At 45.6% G+C, this 17,389-nt stretch carries 14 protein-coding genes; 7 read left to right on the top strand and 7 right to left on the bottom strand.

The annotated features are described in order from the left end of the window. From rsmB to def, 3 genes are read right to left on the bottom strand one after another with little or no spacing between them, the layout of a single operon-like run. On the bottom strand, positions 1–1,335 hold the full coding sequence (gene rsmB / locus HRR27_RS01240; protein WP_173269667.1) for a 16S rRNA (cytosine(967)-C(5))-methyltransferase RsmB: 1,335 nt from the start codon (positions 1,333–1,335) through the stop codon (positions 1–3). Continuing rightward, positions 1,332–2,276, bottom strand: coding sequence for a methionyl-tRNA formyltransferase (gene fmt / locus HRR27_RS01245; RefSeq protein ID WP_173269670.1), 945 nt, complete (start codon positions 2,274–2,276; stop codon positions 1,332–1,334). The genes rsmB and fmt overlap by 4 nt, the downstream gene beginning before the upstream one ends. After that, complete coding sequence (gene def, locus HRR27_RS01250) at positions 2,273–2,794, bottom strand: peptide deformylase (RefSeq protein ID WP_173269673.1); 522 nt, start codon at positions 2,792–2,794, stop codon at positions 2,273–2,275. Before def ends, fmt begins: the two co-directional genes overlap by 4 nt. 143 nt (positions 2,795–2,937) lie before the next feature. Here def and dprA point away from each other — a divergent pair, with 143 nt between their 5' ends. The 4 genes from dprA (at position 2,938) to HRR27_RS01270 (ending at position 9,661) form a co-directional block, all read left to right on the top strand. Then, on the top strand, positions 2,938–4,065 hold the full coding sequence (gene dprA / locus HRR27_RS01255) for a DNA-processing protein DprA (RefSeq protein WP_173269677.1): 1,128 nt from the start codon (positions 2,938–2,940) through the stop codon (positions 4,063–4,065). Between the two features lie 129 nt (positions 4,066–4,194). After that, positions 4,195–6,747: a type I DNA topoisomerase gene (gene topA, locus HRR27_RS01260; RefSeq protein WP_173269681.1), complete on the top strand. Its 2,553-nt coding sequence runs from the start codon at positions 4,195–4,197 to the stop codon at positions 6,745–6,747. A 321-nt stretch (positions 6,748–7,068) separates the two neighbouring features. Beyond that, complete coding sequence (argS, locus tag HRR27_RS01265) at positions 7,069–8,829, top strand: arginine--tRNA ligase (RefSeq protein ID WP_173269685.1); 1,761 nt, start codon at positions 7,069–7,071, stop codon at positions 8,827–8,829. Between the two features lie 28 nt (positions 8,830–8,857). Then, positions 8,858–9,661, top strand: a complete 804-nt coding sequence (locus tag HRR27_RS01270) for an SPOR domain-containing protein (protein WP_173269688.1) — start codon at positions 8,858–8,860, stop codon at positions 9,659–9,661. 13 nt (positions 9,662–9,674) lie between these two features. Here HRR27_RS01270 and HRR27_RS01275 read toward each other — a convergent pair whose 3' ends face one another. Beyond that, entirely contained in the window at positions 9,675–10,706 is a 1,032-nt protein-coding gene (locus tag HRR27_RS01275; RefSeq protein ID WP_173269692.1) for a GGDEF domain-containing protein, read from the bottom strand. Between the two features lie 473 nt (positions 10,707–11,179). Between HRR27_RS01275 and HRR27_RS01280 the strand changes: the two genes are divergently transcribed. The 3 genes from HRR27_RS01280 to HRR27_RS01290 are packed head-to-tail and all read left to right on the top strand — an operon-like array spanning position 11,180 to position 13,672. Then, positions 11,180–11,428 carry an accessory factor UbiK family protein gene (locus HRR27_RS01280; protein ID WP_173269695.1) on the top strand — a complete coding sequence of 83 codons (249 nt, stop codon included), beginning with the start codon at positions 11,180–11,182 and terminating at the stop codon, positions 11,426–11,428. 10 nt (positions 11,429–11,438) lie between these two features. Continuing rightward, a complete protein-coding gene (locus HRR27_RS01285; protein ID WP_173269699.1) occupies positions 11,439–12,971 on the top strand; it encodes a YifB family Mg chelatase-like AAA ATPase in 1,533 nt (510 codons plus the stop codon). 5 nt (positions 12,972–12,976) lie between these two features. Further along, positions 12,977–13,672: a sulfite exporter TauE/SafE family protein gene (locus HRR27_RS01290; RefSeq protein ID WP_173269702.1), complete on the top strand. Its 696-nt coding sequence runs from the start codon at positions 12,977–12,979 to the stop codon at positions 13,670–13,672. A gap of 197 nt (positions 13,673–13,869) precedes the next feature. Here the strand turns inward: HRR27_RS01290 and HRR27_RS01295 are convergent, their stop codons facing one another. From HRR27_RS01295 to HRR27_RS01305, 3 genes are all read right to left on the bottom strand, one after another. Further along, a complete protein-coding gene (locus tag HRR27_RS01295; protein WP_173269705.1) occupies positions 13,870–15,192 on the bottom strand; it encodes a TolC family outer membrane protein in 1,323 nt (440 codons plus the stop codon). 56 nt (positions 15,193–15,248) lie between these two features. Further along, entirely contained in the window at positions 15,249–15,854 is a 606-nt protein-coding gene (locus HRR27_RS01300; protein WP_173269709.1) for a response regulator transcription factor, read from the bottom strand. Between the two features lie 149 nt (positions 15,855–16,003). Then, on the bottom strand, positions 16,004–17,389 hold the full coding sequence (locus tag HRR27_RS01305; protein ID WP_243830859.1) for an HlyD family type I secretion periplasmic adaptor subunit: 1,386 nt from the start codon (positions 17,387–17,389) through the stop codon (positions 16,004–16,006).

The raw sequence follows: 17,389 nt of genomic DNA on the forward strand, positions 1-17,389 counted from the left end.
TTAGCTGTTTTGCTTGTGCAGCAGACAGTAGTAGAAACCGTCCATGCCGTCTTGGCCGGGAAGAATCTGACGACCGATTTGGCTGCCAGGCCACCCCCATGTGACATTCAATGGCAGCAATTTTGCATCGGCGGTGCGTGCTAGAAAAGCGCGCATCTGCTCACTGTTTTCTTGCGGTAATACCGAACAGGTGGCATATAGCATCTGTCCACCGGGCTTAAGAGTGGGCCAAAGGGCGTCCAAAATGTGCTGTTGAATCTCGACTAATTCATCAATGTCTTCAGGAATACGGTGCCATTTAATGTCTGGATGGCGGCGAATAATACCGGTTGCAGAACAGGGGGCGTCAAGCAATATTTTGTCGAACTGACGACCGTCCCACCAGGCTTGTGGTTGCCCAGCATCGCCGACACGATAGTCGCACTGTAAGTTTAGGCGATGCAGGTTTTCTGCTAAACGGTCTAAGCGTTCGGGCTCTTTTTCTAAAGCCAGTAAATCTAAGTCGCCTTGCGCTGATTCGAGCAGATGGCTGGTTTTACCGCCTGGTGCGGCGCAGGCATCTAAAATTCGTTCTCCAGCCCGCGGTTGCAGTAAGAATGCAGCCTGTTGTGCGGCGGCATCTTGTACGCTAAAACCGCCTTCATGATAAGTGGGTAGTTGGCTTATGTCGCAACTTTGCGTTAAGACAATCCCTTGCGAGCAGTGCGGATGTGCGCTGGCTGCTACTTCGGCGCGAGTGAGAATGTCGAGCAGCTGTGCGCGTGTTTGTTGTAAGGCGTTATTACGTAAAGTCAGCGGCGCGATTTGGTTATTGGCCTCTAATACCGATTGCCAATTGTCTGGGTAAGCTTCACGCATGGCTTTAAAAAACCATTGGGGATGCGCGTATTTTTGTGCTGGTTTGAGATCCACGGCGGCGCAAATAGACTCTTGTTCGCGCATGAAGTTCCGTAATAAACCGTTCACCAAGCCTTTTGCCCAAGGCTTTTTGAGTTTGGCGCTGACATTGACGGTTTCGGAAACTGCCGCATGATTTGCAGTTTCTGAATACAGCAATTGAAACAGACCGATGAGAATCAGTTGGTTAACGTCTTCGTCTTTCGCTTTGAGTTTTTTCTTGAGCAGCAGATCGCGAATGGCCATCAAGCGGAACTGCCAACGTAGCGTGCCGAGCACCAGATTTTGCACAAAAGCACGTTCGCGGCGGTCTTCAAATTGCGCCAAGCCTTCGGGCAAAACCTGGCTCAGGGAACGACCATGTTCAATCACGTTTAAACACATTTTTAAAGCAACGAAACGGGTATGTACGCCGCTGTTGGTTTGCGGTGAACTCATTGCAGTTGTTGTCCTTGCAGTTGGCGCGCTTGCGCAAAGTCGTATGCGGCCATCGCTTTTTTACCTGCGGGTTGGACTTGCATAAGGCACAAAATGCCTTTGCCGGTTTGCACCTGAACACCGTCTTTTTGGATGGCTAATATCGTGCCTGGAGTGGCGCTTTTGTCCGTCTTGCTGTCGATAACACGGCTGCTCCAAATACGCAGTGGCTGTTCTTGAAATTGACAAAAAGCGACAGGCCAAGGGTTGTAAGCCTGAACCTCACGTTGTAATTCTTGTGCGGATTTGTGCCAATCAATTTGCGCTTCCGCTTTGCTGAGTTTTTCCGCATAAGTGACTTGAGTTTCGTCTTGTACTTGTGCGTTTTGTTGCAGTTCGGGTAAGTTCGATAAGGCTTCTATAATCGCCGTTGCGCCCATTCCCATTAAGCGGTCATGCAAAATCTGCGCGTTGTCTTGATGGTCAATCGGGGTGGTAATTTTATAGAGCATATCACCGGTATCCAAACCGATATCCATCTGCATAATGGTGATGCCGGTTTGGGCATCCCCAGATTGAATCGCGCGCTGAATCGGTGCAGCACCGCGCCAACGCGGCAGAAGAGAAGCATGGATGTTCAAACAGCCGAGTTTGGGCATTTCCAAGACCGCTTTGGGCAGAATCAAGCCGTAGGCGACGACAATCATGATGTCTGCGTCCAAAGCCGCTAATTCAGCTTGTGCGGCGGGCTCTTTTAGGCTTAAAGGCTGATAAACCGGCAACTGGTTTTGTAGGGCGAGTGCTTTGACTGGGCTGGCGGTGAGTTTGCGTCCACGTCCCGCCGGACGGTCAGGCTGAGTGTATACCGCAATGACTTGATGTTCAGAGTCCAACAAAGCTTGCAGCGGTGCGACAGAAAATTCGGGCGTGCCGGCAAAAATGATTTTTAGAGGTTGAGTCATTCGTTTTCGCCTTGTGCCTGCAGTTTACGGTATTTTTGCAACACGCGAGTGCGCTTGAGATTGGAAAGGTGGTCGGTAAACATCACCCCGTTTAAGTGGTCGATTTCGTGTTGCAGGCAGACGGCAAGCAGCTCGCTGGCTTCGATTTGAATAATTTTGCCATCGCGATTCATGCCTTCGACTAAGATGTCGCTTGGACGGGTTACTTTGCCGTACACACCTGGTAATGAAAGACAGCCCTCCTCCCAAGTAATACGGCCACTTTGTTGCAGAATTTTGGGGTTGATTAAGGCAATCGGTTGGTCTTTGCTTTCTGATACATCGACCACAATGACGCGTTCTTGCACGGCAATTTGCGGCGCGGCTAAGCCGATGCCCGGCGCGTCGTACATGGTGTAGAACATATCGTCAATAAGTTGGTCGATGCGGTCATCCATCATTTTTACCGGCTTACACATGTCACGTAAGCCTTGGTCTGGGTAGAGAACAATGTCCAGTAAATCGGCGTGTTTTTCCATTAAGATGCTCTTTTGCTTCCGAGGGCGGTAAACTCGGGTGTTATTTACCGCTTGCTATGTACTTTTCTGCAGGCTGGATTGGCCGTTACAGTCTGAATGATTCATAATGGTGTGCATTATAGCGGAATTGTAAGTTGAATTTTATGTCTGCGTTTTTAGAACTCCCACAACTTTTACGCCTGCACCAAGCGCAGCCGAAACTCAGCCAGCTGCAAGCCTTGCTTGAACAGTTTGGCAGTTTTGTGGATGCTTTGAAGGCCAGTGATTCGCAAATCCAACAGGTTGCGGGTTTTAACGCTTGGCAAATGCAGCAGATTACAACGAGTTTTGCAGAGCCTTTGGTTGCACAAGCGCTGGCATGGCAAGCCGACAACAGCGGTTTCCAGCAGTCTTGGTTGACTTATTGGGATAGCGATTACCCGTCGCTTTTGCAACAAATTGACGATGCGCCGCCGATTTTAGCGGTGCGAGGCCAAGTCGCTTTGTTGAATGATCCTCAGATCGCTCTGGTTGGCAGTCGTAATGCCTCGAAAACCGGATTGGCGAATGCGCGAGATTTTGCGACATTTCTCTCTAAGCAGGGGTTGACGATTACTTCAGGGTTGGCGGCCGGTATTGATGCGGCAGCGCATCAAGGCGGTTTGCAAGGCAGCGGCAAAACGATTGCGGTATTGGGCACTGGGCTGGATCGGGTTTATCCAGCGGAAAACCAAACCTTGGCGCGGCAAATTGCGGCGGAAGGGGCGATGATTTCGGAATATCCATTGGGCACGCGCCCTTTGGCGCGTAACTTTCCGCAGCGCAATCGGATTATCAGCGGTTTGAGTGTTGGCACCTTAGTGGTTGAAGCCAGTTTAAACAGTGGTTCGTTGATTACAGCGCGTACCGCCAATGAACAAGGGCGTGAGGTGTTCGCTATTCCGGGTTCGATTCATAATCCGCAAGCCAAAGGGTGTCATCAATTGATAAAGCAAGGCGCTAAGTTAGTTGAATCCGGCGAGGATGTGTTTGCCGAATTGGGTGCAATTTTACAATTATCACTCTCTTTTGAGGCGGATTCAACGCCTCGATTGGCACAGTCGCAAGAGCAGAGCCTGAGTGAATCGGCGCAACAACTGTTGCAGTTGATTGAATTTGAACCGATTTCGTTGGATGAATTGGTGGTATTGAGCAAAATGCCGATTTCATCGTTGCAGACCGAATTAACCCTATTGGAAATCAAAGGACTGATTGAAAAACTTTCCCTTGGGCGTTGGCAGCGTTTGCGTTGATGACGTTGAAATTTTCGGTGCGTAAATAAAATTGATTGCAAATCTGAAAAAAATTATGCACCCTAAAAAAAGATGAATCCTTCAAACCTCTGGCAAAATTGGCTTTGAGAAAACACGTATTGGAACTATATGACAAACTTGGTGATTGTGGAGTCGCCGGCCAAGGCTAAAACCATTGAAAAGTATTTGGGCAAAGACTTTGTTGTGCGCTCAAGCTACGGCCATATCCGAGATATTCAAAAGAAAGGCATGGGCATTGATTTGGCGAATCGTTTTGAGCCAAATTATGAAATCTCGGTCGATAAAAAGAAAAATGTTGCCGAGTTACGCAAGCTAACCAAAGAGGCTGATGCGGTCTGGTTGGCAACGGATGAGGACCGCGAGGGGGAGGCCATTGCTTGGCATCTTGCGGAAGCATTAAATCTGGATGTTAAGCACACCAAGCGTATTGTGTTTCATGAAATCACAAAACCGGCTATTCAACATGCGGTGGCAAATCCGCGTCTGGTCGATATGGATTTGGTGAACGCACAGCAGGCGCGGCGTATTCTCGATCGTATTGTGGGTTTTGAGCTGTCGCCGATTTTATGGAAAAAAATCCGCACGGGCTTGTCTGCTGGACGAGTTCAATCTGTGGCGGTACGTTTGATTGTTGAGCGCGAGTTAGAAATCGAAGCTTTTGAAGCCAGTTACAGTTTTAAAGTTCAAGGGCAATTGGACTTGCTGGATGAAACTGGCGCGGTATGTGGCAACATTGATGTAAAACGCAACGCCAGTTTTGATACTGAAGAACAAGCGCAAGTGTTTTTGATGGCGCTAGGCAAAGCGCAATTGAGTGTTCAGTCACTGGAAGAGAAACCCGCAAAACGTACCCCTAAAGCGCCGTTCACAACCTCGACTTTACAGCAGGAAGCCGCGTCAAAACTGGGCTTCTCGGTAAAGCAGACGATGATGATTGCGCAGCGTTTGTATGAGTCGGGAAAAATCACTTACATGCGTACCGATTCGGTCAATTTGTCGGAAACGGCGATTGCACAAGCCAAAGACGTGGTCAGCGCAAACTATGGTCAAAACTACAGTCATAGTCGCCGCTACAAGACGAAAAATGCCGATGCGCAAGAGGCGCATGAAGCGATTCGTCCAACCGACTTTAATGTTGATGCCGTTGATGGCGAACGTAATGAACAGCGTCTTTATCAGTTGATTTGGCGTCGGGCCATTGCTTCGCAGATGGCGGATGCATTATTGCAACGTACTACGGTGGAAATTGCGATTAGCAATTTGGTCGAGGATAAGTTGATTGCCAAAGGTGAGGTGATTACCTTTGATGGCTTTTTGAAAGTTTACGATTTTGGCAATAAAGAAGACGAGGGCATTTTACCTCCGATGCGCGTCGGACAGGCATTGGCACTCGGCGAACTGGCTGCACGTCAAAGTTTTGCCCGTCCGCCGGCACGTTATAACGAAGCCAGTTTGGTACGAACGCTTGAAGAGATGGGGATTGGTCGCCCATCTACCTATGCGCCCACCATTGATACCGTGCAGCAGCGTGGTTATGTGGTTAAAGAGGATCGCGAAGGTACACCGCGAGAATATCGCCAGTTAACTCTTAATGCTGCCGGTATGGATGCGCAAACCTTAACGGAAGTGGCCGGTTCAGAAAAGAATAAACTGTTTCCAACCGATATTGCACGTGTCGTCACCAATTTTTTAACCAAGCATTTCGGCGATGTTCTGGATTATCAATTTACCGCTAAGGTGGAAGATAAATTTGACGTAATTGCCAAAGGTAAATTGCATTGGCAGGATATGTTGGCGGAGTTTTATAGCCAATTTCATCCGAAAGTTGAATCGGCGGAAGATGTTTCGCGAGAAGAGGCTGGACAAGCGCGCTTATTGGGCAATGATCCAAAAAGCGGCCAGCCGATGTACGTCAAAATTGGTCGTTTTGGGCCTTATGTGCAGTTGGGCGACGGCGAAAACGAAGAGAAGCCGCAATTTGCCAGTTTAATGCCTGGGCAGAAGATGGATTTACTCAAACTGGAAGACGCTTTAGAGTTGTTTAAGTTGCCGCGTCATGTCGGTGATATGCCTGAATCTTACAGTGCTACGGCGGTGGATGGTTCGCAGTTTTCGGTTGAAGCAGGCCAGGCGTTGATTGCTAAGCAAGGGCCGTTTGGTCCTTATTTGGAGTATGGCGTAAAGCAATATGCACCGATTAAAGGCTATGATCCGTTAAGTATTACGCTCGAAGAAGCGGTCTTACTGGTGGAGGCTAAGATTCAGGCTGAGGCAGAAAAAATCGTAAAAACTTTTGCAGAAAATGGCGATGTTAAAATTCTTAAAGGGCGTTGGGGACCGTATATTACGGATTTAACCACTAAGAAAAACGCCAAAATTGCTAAGGATGAAGATGCGCAGCAATTAACCTTGGAAGAGTGTATTAAGCGCTTGGATGAGGCGCCAGAGCCAAAACGTCGCGGTGGGCGAGCAAAAGCAAGTGCTGCAAAAGCGCCGGTTAAAAAAGCAGTGGCCGCTACAAAAAAGGCACCTGCAAAGAAAGCGGTAGCTAAGAAGTCCCCTGCTAAAAAAGCACCCGCCAAAAAAGCACCCGCCAAAAAAGCACCCGCTAAAAAAGCGGCGGCTAAAAAAGCGGCGGCTAAAAAAACCACTGAGGCGTAATGGTGAAATTTTCACTCTAAGCGCCAAACAGTGTGGTTGAATTCGATACCCTGTTTACCTTGAACCGCTTGCCTTTTTGGGTAAGCGGTTTTTGTTTTTTCAGAGAGGCGGTTGTTGGCTGTAGGCTTGGCAATTTTTTATTTGAGGGTATCAATCCATTATGGCGTTGACTTAGTGGCAACAATATCCGTTGGAATCTAAGCCATCTGTAGGGAAATCGGTTATCATATCCGGTTTGGTTTTAGCCGGCGGTTTGGTTGTCTTGTCAATCGCCTTAACACGCTATTTTAACTTTTGCATATTATTGAAAGAGAACAGCCCATGAAGCAACAACTTGCGCAAATTTTGACCGATGTGGTGCAACAACTTAAAGATCAAGGTGTGATTCCGGAAGATGTCGCGCCGCGCATCCATGTTGAGAACACTCGCGATAAAGCGCATGGTGATTTTGCGAGTAATTTAGCGATGATGTTGACTAAGCAAGCTGGGATGCCGCCGCGTGATTTGGCACAGAAAATCATCGAACTGTTGCAAGATAATCCGATTATCGACAAGGTAGAAATCGCTGGTCCTGGCTTTATTAACTTTTTTGTTAATGATTTCGCTAAGTTTGATGTGGTTGCAAAGGTATTTGCGCAAGGCGAAGATTTTGGTCGTTGTAATGTGGGTCAAGGCAAGTCTGTTTTGGTTGAGTTTGTATCGGCTAATCCAACCGGCCCATTGCACGTTGGGCATGGTCGTGGTGCAGCTTATGGTGCGAGTGTCGCGAATTTGTTGGATGCCGCAGGCTTTGTGGTGAGTCGTGAATATTACGTCAACGATGCTGGGCGGCAAATGGATATTTTGGCGACTTCGGTTTGGTTGCGTTATTTGGCGCAGTGCGGCGAGGAGATTGTTTTCCCAAGCAACGGTTATAAAGGCGATTATATTTTTGAGATTGCTGATGCACTGCGTTCGCAATTTTCTGAAATTTTGCAAAAACCCGCGTTTGAAGTGTTTGCAGGAATCATTCCGGATGAAGGGCAAGAAAACGGCGACAAAGAAAAGCATATTGATGCGTTGATTGAGAAAGCCAAACATTTGTTGGGCAGCCAATATTTTGCGGTATTGCAGCTTGCGATTAATGCCATTTTGGCGGACATTAAAGATGATTTGGAAGGTTTTCAAGTACGCTTTGATAATTGGTTTTCAGAGCGCTCGTTAATGGATACTGGTGTGATTGATGCGGCCTTAGAGAAATTGCAGAAGGCCGGCAAAATTTATGAAAAAGACGGTGCTTTATGGTTCCGTTCGACCGATTATGGCGATGAAAAAGATCGCGTTGTCGTGCGCGATAACGGCTTGAAAACCTATTTTGCTTCTGATATTGCTTACCACTTTAATAAGCTGGAACGCGGTTTCGATGTGTTGATTGATATTTGGGGTTCTGATCACCACGGGTATATTCCACGCGTACGCGCAGCCATGGATGCTATGGGAACCAATCCTGAACAGTTAGAAGTGTTGTTGGTGCAATTTGCGGTTTTGTATCGCGGTGCTGAAAAAGTCCAGATGTCAACGCGCAGTGGTCAGTTTGTGACTTTGCGTGAATTGCGTGATGAAGTCGGTGTGGATGCGGCGCGGTTCTTTTACGTGCAGCGTAAATCTGAGCAGCATATGGATTTTGATTTGGATTTGGCGAAGTCGCAATCCAATGATAATCCAGTGTATTACATTCAATATGCGCACGCGCGTATCTGTCGGGTGTTAGAACAAGTAATCGAAAAAGGGTATACGCTCGATCTTCAGCAGGGGATGAGTCATTTGTCATTGCTGACCGCTGAACATGAAACCGCGTTGGCGATTGAGTTGGCCAAATATCCAGAAATTATTGCCCGTGCTGCGGTGGTGTATGAGCCACATCAGATTGCCTATTATTTAAAGGATTTGGCAAATGCATTGCACTCGTACTATAACGCTAGTCAGTTTATTGTGGAAGATGAGCCGTTACGACAAGCGCGTCTAACCCTAATCAGCGCGGTTAAGCAGGTGCTGAAGAATGGTTTAGCATTGTTGGATGTTTCTGCACCGCAATCTATGTGATTTAGTCATTTTAAACTTAGGTAGTTGTATGGCTCGCGATTATCGACCACGACAAGAAAAAATGCTCGACTCCCATTCTGCGCGGCAAACTCGGCATGATAAGCGTAGTGGTCGTCGTAGTTTGTGGCTGTCGATGCTATTAGTGCTGGCACTGTTTTTCTTAGGTTTTTGGGTGGTTACGCATTTTGCGAGTTTTGGCATTAAATCGAGCGAAAAAGCAGCTTTAACCCAGGCCCAAAATGCGGCGGCCTCAGCTGAGTTTCTCCTGCCGGACGGGCCGATAGAAACACATCAAGAGTTTAAAGCCGAGAGTCAGGTTAGTAGTGCTTCCTTGCCTAGAGATAAGGAGCCATTAGATTGGTTGCGCGAACCGACTCAGCCATCCTCGTCGGTGTCTTCGCTTGCGAAAGAAACGGTGGATGAGGAGTCGAATGCCGGTATCTTTGTTGATGCTCTTCCGATGCCTGAAGCGGCGAAGTTGTATGCGGATCCGGAAATAACTTTTTACGGCACAATGAATGACTTTGAGGTGATACCGGATGATACCACGCCGATTTCGGTTGCTTTAGACACGCCGAAATACCTTTTAGCGGGTGCTTTCTTTTCGAAAGAAGCCGCGCAACGGGCTTTAAATCAATTAAGTCTGAAAGGCCAGAAGCTGTTTATGCGTGAGACGTGGAGTAAGAGCCGTAATCGCGCGGTTTATGTGTTATATACCGCGCCTTATACCAATCGGCTTGAGCTGAATGCCCGTAAAAATGAACTACGTGTTTTGAATGCTGGCGTTATGGAAAAAGATTATCAGTCTGAGGCTACAAAGCAAACGCCTTAAAGAACCGTGGGTATTATTCGTCCTGTTCGGTTATAACGCGGTTGCGTCCTTCTCGTTTAGCTTGGTATAACGCTTTGTCGGCACGGGCAAATATGCTGTCTTGATTGTCTTGTTCAGGTTGCAGTTCGGCGATACCAAATGAGGCAGTAATCATTTTAATTTCTTGATTAGAATTTTTTAGCTTTAGATGCGCACTGGAGACTTGGTTGCGTAAATCTTCTGCGCGCTGGTAGGCTTCTTGCAGTGTTGTGTTTTTAAGAATTAAGACAAATTCTTCACCGCCGTAACGAAAAATTTGCTCATTTGAGCCTTGGTTACGTTTGATGACCTTTGCAAAATAACGCAATACACTGTCACCGATAAGATGACCGTAGGTGTCGTTGAATTTCTTGAAATGGTCGATGTCGGTGATGACCAAACAGAATTTTGTTCCATACTCTTTGGCTTCTTCGAGTGCCTGTTCCATCGCCATATTGAGGGCTTTACGATTCCCCACTTCGGTTAATTCATCTTGTAACGATTCGGTTTGAACGGCCAGAAGTTGTTGTCTGAGTTTCTGTATTTCTTGGGAGTTTTCCAACATCGCTTGTTGAAATTCGATATTGGTCTGTTGCATAGAGTTGGCTGTATTCAGCACATTACTGGTGATTTGGCGTACATCATCAATATTTAAATTTTGCTCTTTCAGACGCGCGGTAGAGTCTTCCAGCTCGTGGGAATGGGTATCGAGTTTTTCGTTCCAAACATGGATTTTTTTGACCATCAAATTGATTAGTCGGCGGAGCGCCTTGTCAAATTCAGAAGTGGTCGTATCGACGGCAAAATAGTCGTTATAAAGACGGCGTCCAATCCGGTCGCTGTAGCCCATTTCATCTTTTAAGATGGCGTCCATCTCTTGTCGGAATTGCGGGTTATCGCCTTTATAGTATTGATACCAAAGGTAATAATTGAGCGGAATCGGATTAATGTCCTGTTCTTCAAATGCGGCTTTTATGTATTGAAAAAGACGTAGAGCAACCTTTGGACTGTCTTGGATGCGGTACATGGCTATTTCCCTTGTTTTTTTGTTATTTTAAGCAAACATATCATCTTATAAAACTAAGCGGTAAGTAAATTCTACTTCTGGTTATCATTTTTTTGGTTTAGGGTCGCATTCATTTTATTAACGGCCTTTGTTTGTAAAATTTAAATACAAAATCAATCACTCTTTTTTTAGATCAACCAAAGCGGGTTCGATTAGCAAAAATGAGTAGCAAGGCAGCGTATAGATATGGTCTCGACATCTGACAAAATTAGGCCGTAATGCTTAGGCTAATTTTATCTAGCTGTTATCCGCTGAAGGGATTCAGTCGCTCTGTATTTCCTAAAGATTAAAATCAATAATTTTACGCTGTTGAGAACGCAAAAATACGTTCTTTAAAGGAAAAATTCCCCCAAAATCAACCCAGGTCATTTTTGCCCTAGCCTTAATGAAGTTGAGTGGGTATAGTTACGTTTAATCAAGCGTTAGGAGGCATAATGTTTAATCCTGCATTTATCGAAGAAGCGGCCAAAAAACTCGCTGAAGTTATTCCACCGGGGTTTGCTGAGTTACCCGAAGAAGGTAAGAAGCAGTTGCAACTTAATTTGCAGCGCGCGTTGGAGCGCTTAGAAATGGTTTCGCGTGAAGAGTTTGAGGTTCAAAAAGCGGTGTTGGCCAAAACCCGTGCCAAACTTGAAGCTTTAGAGGCGCGTGTCAATGAACTTGAACGCCAAGTAGACCTTTAAGCATGTTTATATGGGGTTAGCCAGAGTTTATAGTCGAGCCATCTTGGGAATGGACGCACCGCGCGTCATTGTTGAGGTGCACGTTAGTTCCGGATTGCCCTGTTTATCGATTGTTGGCTTGCCGGAAGCTTCGGTTAAGGAGAGTAAAGAGCGGGTTCGCAGCGCTTTGCTGAACTCCGGATTTGAGATGCCTGCAAAACGAATCACCGTTAATTTGGCACCGGCAGATCTTCCCAAAACGGGCGGTCGCTATGACTTGGCCATTGCGATTGGTATCTTAATTGCGACTGAGCAAATCTCTGCGGTACTGAATCCACAAATCGAACTCTATGGTGAACTGGCTTTAACGGGCGAGTTAATGCCGGTGAATGGTCTATTACCTAGCTTATTGCAGTTAGCACATGATGAGGGCCAAGCTCTTATTCCCGAGGCGAATCGTGCCGAGCAGCAGTTGTTAGCGCAAACTTCACCGCAGTTAAGTATCGCCTGCCCTGCAAGCTTACGGGAAGCCAGTTTATTTCTTGTTGGACAAGCTCCGTTCTCTGAAGAAGTTGTTCAGCAAAGGCAGTATTTTGATCAACCATATGAACTCTGTTTATCAGATGTACAAGGGCAGGTTCAGGCGAAACGCTTATTGGAGATTTGTGCGACTGGCAGTCATTCATTGTTGATGGTCGGTGAGCCTGGTGCGGGCAAAAGTATGTTGGCGGCACGCCTGATTACTTTACTTCCCCCCTTAAATGAGCAACAAGCGTTACAGAATGCTTCTTTACGCTCATTGGCTGGCGGAGGCTTGGAAATTGAACGATTCTATCATCGTCCGTTTTTGTCGCCACATCACTCTGCTTCGGCCGCCGCGGTCATTGGTGGCGGAAAGTTTCCTAAGCCCGGCGCGATTTCTCTAGCCAATCACGGTGTGCTGTTTTTGGATGAGTTACCGGAGTTTAATCGTGATGTGTTAGAAGCGTTGCGTGAACCTTTGGAGACTGGTCGAGTTGATATTGCACGGGTACAACAGCAGGTTTCCTACCCTGCGCAGGTACAGTTAATTGCGGCTTTCAATCCGACTCCAAGCGGTTACTTTCCTGATGATCCTTTAGGACGCTGTAAAGATACGCCGGCACAAATTTCACGTTATCTCAAAAAACTATCAGGCCCTTTGTTGGACCGAATTGATTGTCATCTTGAAGTTCCTGCGGTCAATATTGAATCTTTGCAGAGTGCCAGGCCGGATGGAGAGAGTAGTGCACAGATTCGTGCACGCGTTACGGTTAATCAGCAGCGTCAGTTTGCTCGACAAGCGTGTTTAAATGCGCATTTATCCAATCGACAACTTAATAAGCTGGTTAAGCTCGATGCGAGTACCCAGGATTTGCTTGCTCAGTCGATTAAACGTTTTGGCCTGTCAGCACGCAGTTATTATCGTATTTTACGTTTGGCATTAACCATTGCCGATATGGCGGGCTGTGACGGAGTGAAGATTGAGCATCTTGCCGAAGCGTTAAGCTACCGTCTTTCGCAGCGATTAGCGGATCTCTTTTAAAGCGGATGATAGAAAGTATTTATTTTGCGGCTCTGCTGACAGGATTTTTGGGTGGCGTGCACTGCCTAGGGATGTGTGGAGGAGTGGTCGGCGCTTTGGCTTTTAGTTTGGAAGTGCGTAATCAGTCGAGTTGGTGGCGGATGCTGCCGTTTCAGTTGGCTTATAATGCCGGACGAATTGCAAGTTACATGGTAATTGGTGCTTTGTTTGGCGCTTTGGGAATGTTACTCAATCACTCTTTGGCGAGTTTTTTGCCTTTGCAGCAAGGGTTACAGATGGCCGCTGGAATTTTTATGTTGGCACTTGGTTTGTATCTGGCTGGTTGGTGGAGAGGCTTGGTGCTGATTGAACTTGCTGGGCGGAGCCTGTGGCATAAATTGGCTCCATTTGCCCAACGAATGCGGACGGTTAAAAACTATCGACAGGCCGGCTTGTATGGCCTTGTATGGGGCTGGTTACCTTGTGGTTTGGTGTACAGTATGTTGATACTGGCGTTAACCTCTGGCGGAGCCTTAGAGGGTGCATTGGTGATGCTGGCGTTTGGCTTAGGGACTCTGCCTAATTTGCTGTTGATGGGCGCATTCGCTTTCTTTTTTACTCGGTTAAGTCGTAATGTTTGGGTGAAAAGCATCGCGGGGCTATCGGTGATGATGATGGGGATTTATCAAATTTATCTTGCTTTCGTTGTTTCGATTGTTTGAACATTGATTTAATAAAGGCTGGTTAAGTAAGAAGGCTTTAGATAGAGCAAAGTGAGCATTGTTTTGTCGGAGATTTATTCTGACTTTTCTTAGTTAAAACGCGGTCAGCACGATTGGTAAAACGTATTAAACGGTAATAAAAAAGCCCGAGGTAAAAACGAACCTCAGGCTTTTTTGATTTTTACCGCACTAAAAATTTATTTTTGAGCAACGGTTTGGTCGTAGTTGACTTTGATGCCAAGGGTATCGACTAAGGTTCCCATTCCATTTTGCACACGGAATTTAGCAACCATGTAATCGGTTTCGCTAGTAATGAAACCGATTTTTGCACGAACGTATTCATCTTCGGTGTTCAATAGGTCAAGCAATGAGCGACGCCCTAGACTAAACTGTTGGCGATAACCTTTTAAGGTTTCCAAAGTGGAGTCAATTTGTTGTTGTTGGAAAATCAACTGTTCGCCTAGGAAGTTTGTTGCTTCCCATGCATAGCGTAGATTTTCAATCGTTTCACGACGAGTATTATTGCGTACTTCTGCAGATTGATAAATGTCGCTGGCAGTGCGGTCAATAATTGCTTGGTCTTTACCGCCGTTAAATAGGTTGTAACGTAAACGAAGCATTGCTTGGAAATCTTTGTATTCACCTTGAACACGGTTTACGTTGTCGTCATAAGTTTGTGAAATTTCAATATCAACGCGAGGATACATCAATTTATTCGCTGCTTGGTATTGTGCACGAGCTTCTGAAATATCCGCATTAGCTGAGCGCAATGTAGGGTGAAGCATCAGCGCAGTGTTAATCGCTTCTTCCAATGTATTTGGAATGTTGATGTCCATGTTCGGTTTTACCAAATCGCTATCAGGGAAACGGCCTAGAACACGGTGGAAACGAGTTAACACGTCTTGGTAGTTATTTTTCGATGCAGTTACATTCGCATTAGCCAATGCCAAACGAGCTTTTGCTTGATCAACTTCAACTTGGTTACCTACGCCCGCTTGGCTACGTTGAATAATCTGGTCAAGAATGCGTTCATGAGTTAAACGGTTTTCTTCGGCAAGATTAAGCAACTGTTGCTCTTTAAGAAGGTTCATGTAAGAGGTAACCATATCCAAAGCGATTTTGTTTGCTGCAGCTTCGGTAGCATGTCGCGATGATTCTAAACGCGCTTCTTGGCGTTTAATTTCATTTTGAGTGCCAAAACCTTCAAATAAGTTTTGAGTAACACGAATGGACGCTTCACGACGTGTTTCATCCCAATCGGTAGCGAAAGCATCGGCTTCGATTTTTTCTTTGCCAATACCGGCTGCTAAGTCAACAGAAGGAAGCCAGCCGCCTTCAGCACCACGAAGATCTGCTTGCACACCTTGCTTTTCTTTAACCTGTTGACGGAATTCTGGGCTATGTAAGATTGCATCTTCAACGGTTGGTACTAACTCAATTGCTTGCGCAGAAGTCGAGAAACCATTGATTGCTATCACACTGCTTAGTGCGAGAAGTAGTTTTGGTATGCGTTTGTTCATAATCATCGTCTCTGTCAGTCCAAAATCTAATGTATTTAAAGAGTAAGTTTGTTAGTTTACGACCAATTTTTTATTTTTAAAACTAGAGAAAGTCGGTCTGTCACTTCTAGTTTTTCAAAGACATTCCGCAGATGCGCTTTAACGGTTCTTTCGGTAATGCCAAGTTTCTCAGCTATTTCGCGGTTGCTCATCGATTCTAAAACGAGGTTAGTCGTTTCAATTTCTCTATCAGTCAGCGACTTTTGCCATTCGTTATTTGGCAGTTTATTTTGCAATAACGAAGCAAACATCGCTTGCATAATTGACGGCCCAAGCCAGATACTGCCGGCTTTTACGGTAGAAATAATTTGTTCAATACGCGGTTTAGCAGCGAAAGTATTGGCATAACCACGAACACCATTCTGGAATAACCTGATGCCTTCGGCATCGTTGGGTGTATTACTCAGCGCGACAATGCCTAAGCCTAATTTAGCAAATTCAATAATATTGTTAACTGTAACATCATCATTTATTTGAATAAATAGTAATTGCTGTTCACTCTGACTGCCCAGTAGTTGGGTTAATTGGGCTAAACTTTCAACCTCAAAACATTCATCCTCGCAAACCGTTAACCAGTTATGCCGCGCATTCTGGTCTTTAATAAACAGTAAAAGAGGTTTCATCTACAATCGTACCAATATTTTATATGTAAAATGTTGCCATATGCAATGCGTAGAATAGCCTACAGAATTACAAGATGGTAGCTTTTCTTGCCCAAAATCACTAATTAATATTATTAATATGTTTATTTTTACGTAGTGATCGTCCGATTTTATGATTCTCTCAAGGCAAGGTCTTTGGCCTTGATAATGGGTTTAAGAATATAGTCTAGAACCGTATGTTTACCGACGATGATGTCCACATTGGCGGTCATCCCAGGAAGAAGGTACAGCGGGTCTTTTTCGGTACCCAAGTGGTTGCGCACGGTTTCAATTTTAGCTAAATAATAACTATTGCCTTCTTCATCGTTGATCGTATCGGCCGAAATGCTGATCACTTTAGCGTCAAGGCCGCCGTAGATGGCAAAGTCGTAAGCTGTGAATTTTACTTTAGCGGCTAAACCGGGGTATAAGAAGCCGATGTCGGCAGGTTTAATTCGAGTTTCTAATACCAAGGTGTCATCGTCAGGAACAATTTCTACCATATTACTACCTGGCTGAACAACGCCTCCTATGGTATTCACAAAGACTTGTTTAATGGTTCCGTGCACGGGTGATTTGACGTCAGTTCTCTGAACACGATCTTCTAATGCCACTTTAGATTGCTCCAATTGGGCTTTTTCAGACAGGACATCATTAAGTTCCTGTTGCGATTGATTCATGAAGTCTTCTTTCGCTTCGACACGTTTGGCACGGTATTCGGTAATGACGGAACGTAATTGCGGAATGGTGCTTTGTACGTCTTTCAGCTTGGATAAAACTTCATTTTGATCACGTTGCAAACGCAATAAATCAACCTCTGAGGCAACGCCTTTGGCAACCAATGGGCGCATTAGATTCACTTCTTGGGTGATTAGGTCTAAAGACCGCTTTAATTGCGTCTGCTGTTGGTAAGTACCATTCAATTCCATTTTCTTCTGTTCAATCTGTTCAACAATAATTGTATCGTTACTGGTGAATTGCTTTTGTCGTGTTTGGTAAAGCTCATATTCGCGATTAAACAAATCTTGAATTTTTGGATCGGTAAATGTTGTTGGTGGGTTTAATTTTTTGTCATTCGCTTCGGCAGCCAAGCGTTGTGCTCGCGCGATAAGTTGCGATTCGCGAATTTGGCTTTCACCAAATGAACTGGCGAACTGAGTATTATCCAGTTTTAGCAGAGTTTGCCCTTTTTCGACCTTATCACCAGATTTAACAAACAGCTGTTCAACAATACCGCCTTCCAAGTTTTGGATGACCTGAATTTGTGTGGAAGGAACGACCTTACCGTCGCCACGAATGATTTTGTCCAATTCAGCATAGTTCGCCCAAGCAAGCAACCAGATGACAACCAATAAGATAATCCAAACCACTAATTGTGAACGGAAAGTCGGTTTTTCCAAGCTGGCTTGGCTTAGGCTGGACATAAATTCAATGTCTTTCGATTGAATTTTGTCTTTGTCAGTGGATTCAGTGGCCAATTGTTGCTGAGACGCTGTTTTTATATTTGCTAGTTTCAT

This window comes from Thiosulfatimonas sediminis, assembly GCF_011398355.1.
Classification (GTDB): Bacteria; Pseudomonadota; Gammaproteobacteria; order Thiomicrospirales; family Thiomicrospiraceae; genus Thiomicrorhabdus; species Thiomicrorhabdus sediminis_A.

Bases quoted from the DNA above. Each gene is read 5' to 3' on its own strand.
- rsmB (WP_173269667.1), bottom strand. From the start codon at position 1,335: ATGAGTTCACCGCAAACCAACAGCGGCGTACATACCCGTTTCGTTGCT.
- fmt (WP_173269670.1), bottom strand. From the start codon at position 2,276: ATGACTCAACCTCTAAAAATCATTTTTGCCGGCACGCCCGAATTTTCT.
- def (WP_173269673.1), bottom strand. From the start codon at position 2,794: ATGGAAAAACACGCCGATTTACTGGACATTGTTCTCTACCCAGACCAA.
- dprA (WP_173269677.1), top strand. From the start codon at position 2,938: ATGTCTGCGTTTTTAGAACTCCCACAACTTTTACGCCTGCACCAAGCG.
- topA (WP_173269681.1), top strand. From the start codon at position 4,195: ATGACAAACTTGGTGATTGTGGAGTCGCCGGCCAAGGCTAAAACCATT.
- argS (WP_173269685.1), top strand. From the start codon at position 7,069: ATGAAGCAACAACTTGCGCAAATTTTGACCGATGTGGTGCAACAACTT.
- HRR27_RS01270 (WP_173269688.1), top strand. From the start codon at position 8,858: ATGGCTCGCGATTATCGACCACGACAAGAAAAAATGCTCGACTCCCAT.
- HRR27_RS01275 (WP_173269692.1), bottom strand. From the start codon at position 10,706: ATGTACCGCATCCAAGACAGTCCAAAGGTTGCTCTACGTCTTTTTCAA.
- HRR27_RS01280 (WP_173269695.1), top strand. From the start codon at position 11,180: ATGTTTAATCCTGCATTTATCGAAGAAGCGGCCAAAAAACTCGCTGAA.
- HRR27_RS01285 (WP_173269699.1), top strand. From the start codon at position 11,439: ATGGGGTTAGCCAGAGTTTATAGTCGAGCCATCTTGGGAATGGACGCA.
- HRR27_RS01290 (WP_173269702.1), top strand. From the start codon at position 12,977: ATGATAGAAAGTATTTATTTTGCGGCTCTGCTGACAGGATTTTTGGGT.
- HRR27_RS01295 (WP_173269705.1), bottom strand. From the start codon at position 15,192: ATGAACAAACGCATACCAAAACTACTTCTCGCACTAAGCAGTGTGATA.
- HRR27_RS01300 (WP_173269709.1), bottom strand. From the start codon at position 15,854: ATGAAACCTCTTTTACTGTTTATTAAAGACCAGAATGCGCGGCATAAC.
- HRR27_RS01305 (WP_243830859.1), bottom strand. From the start codon at position 17,389: ATGAAACTAGCAAATATAAAAACAGCGTCTCAGCAACAATTGGCCACT.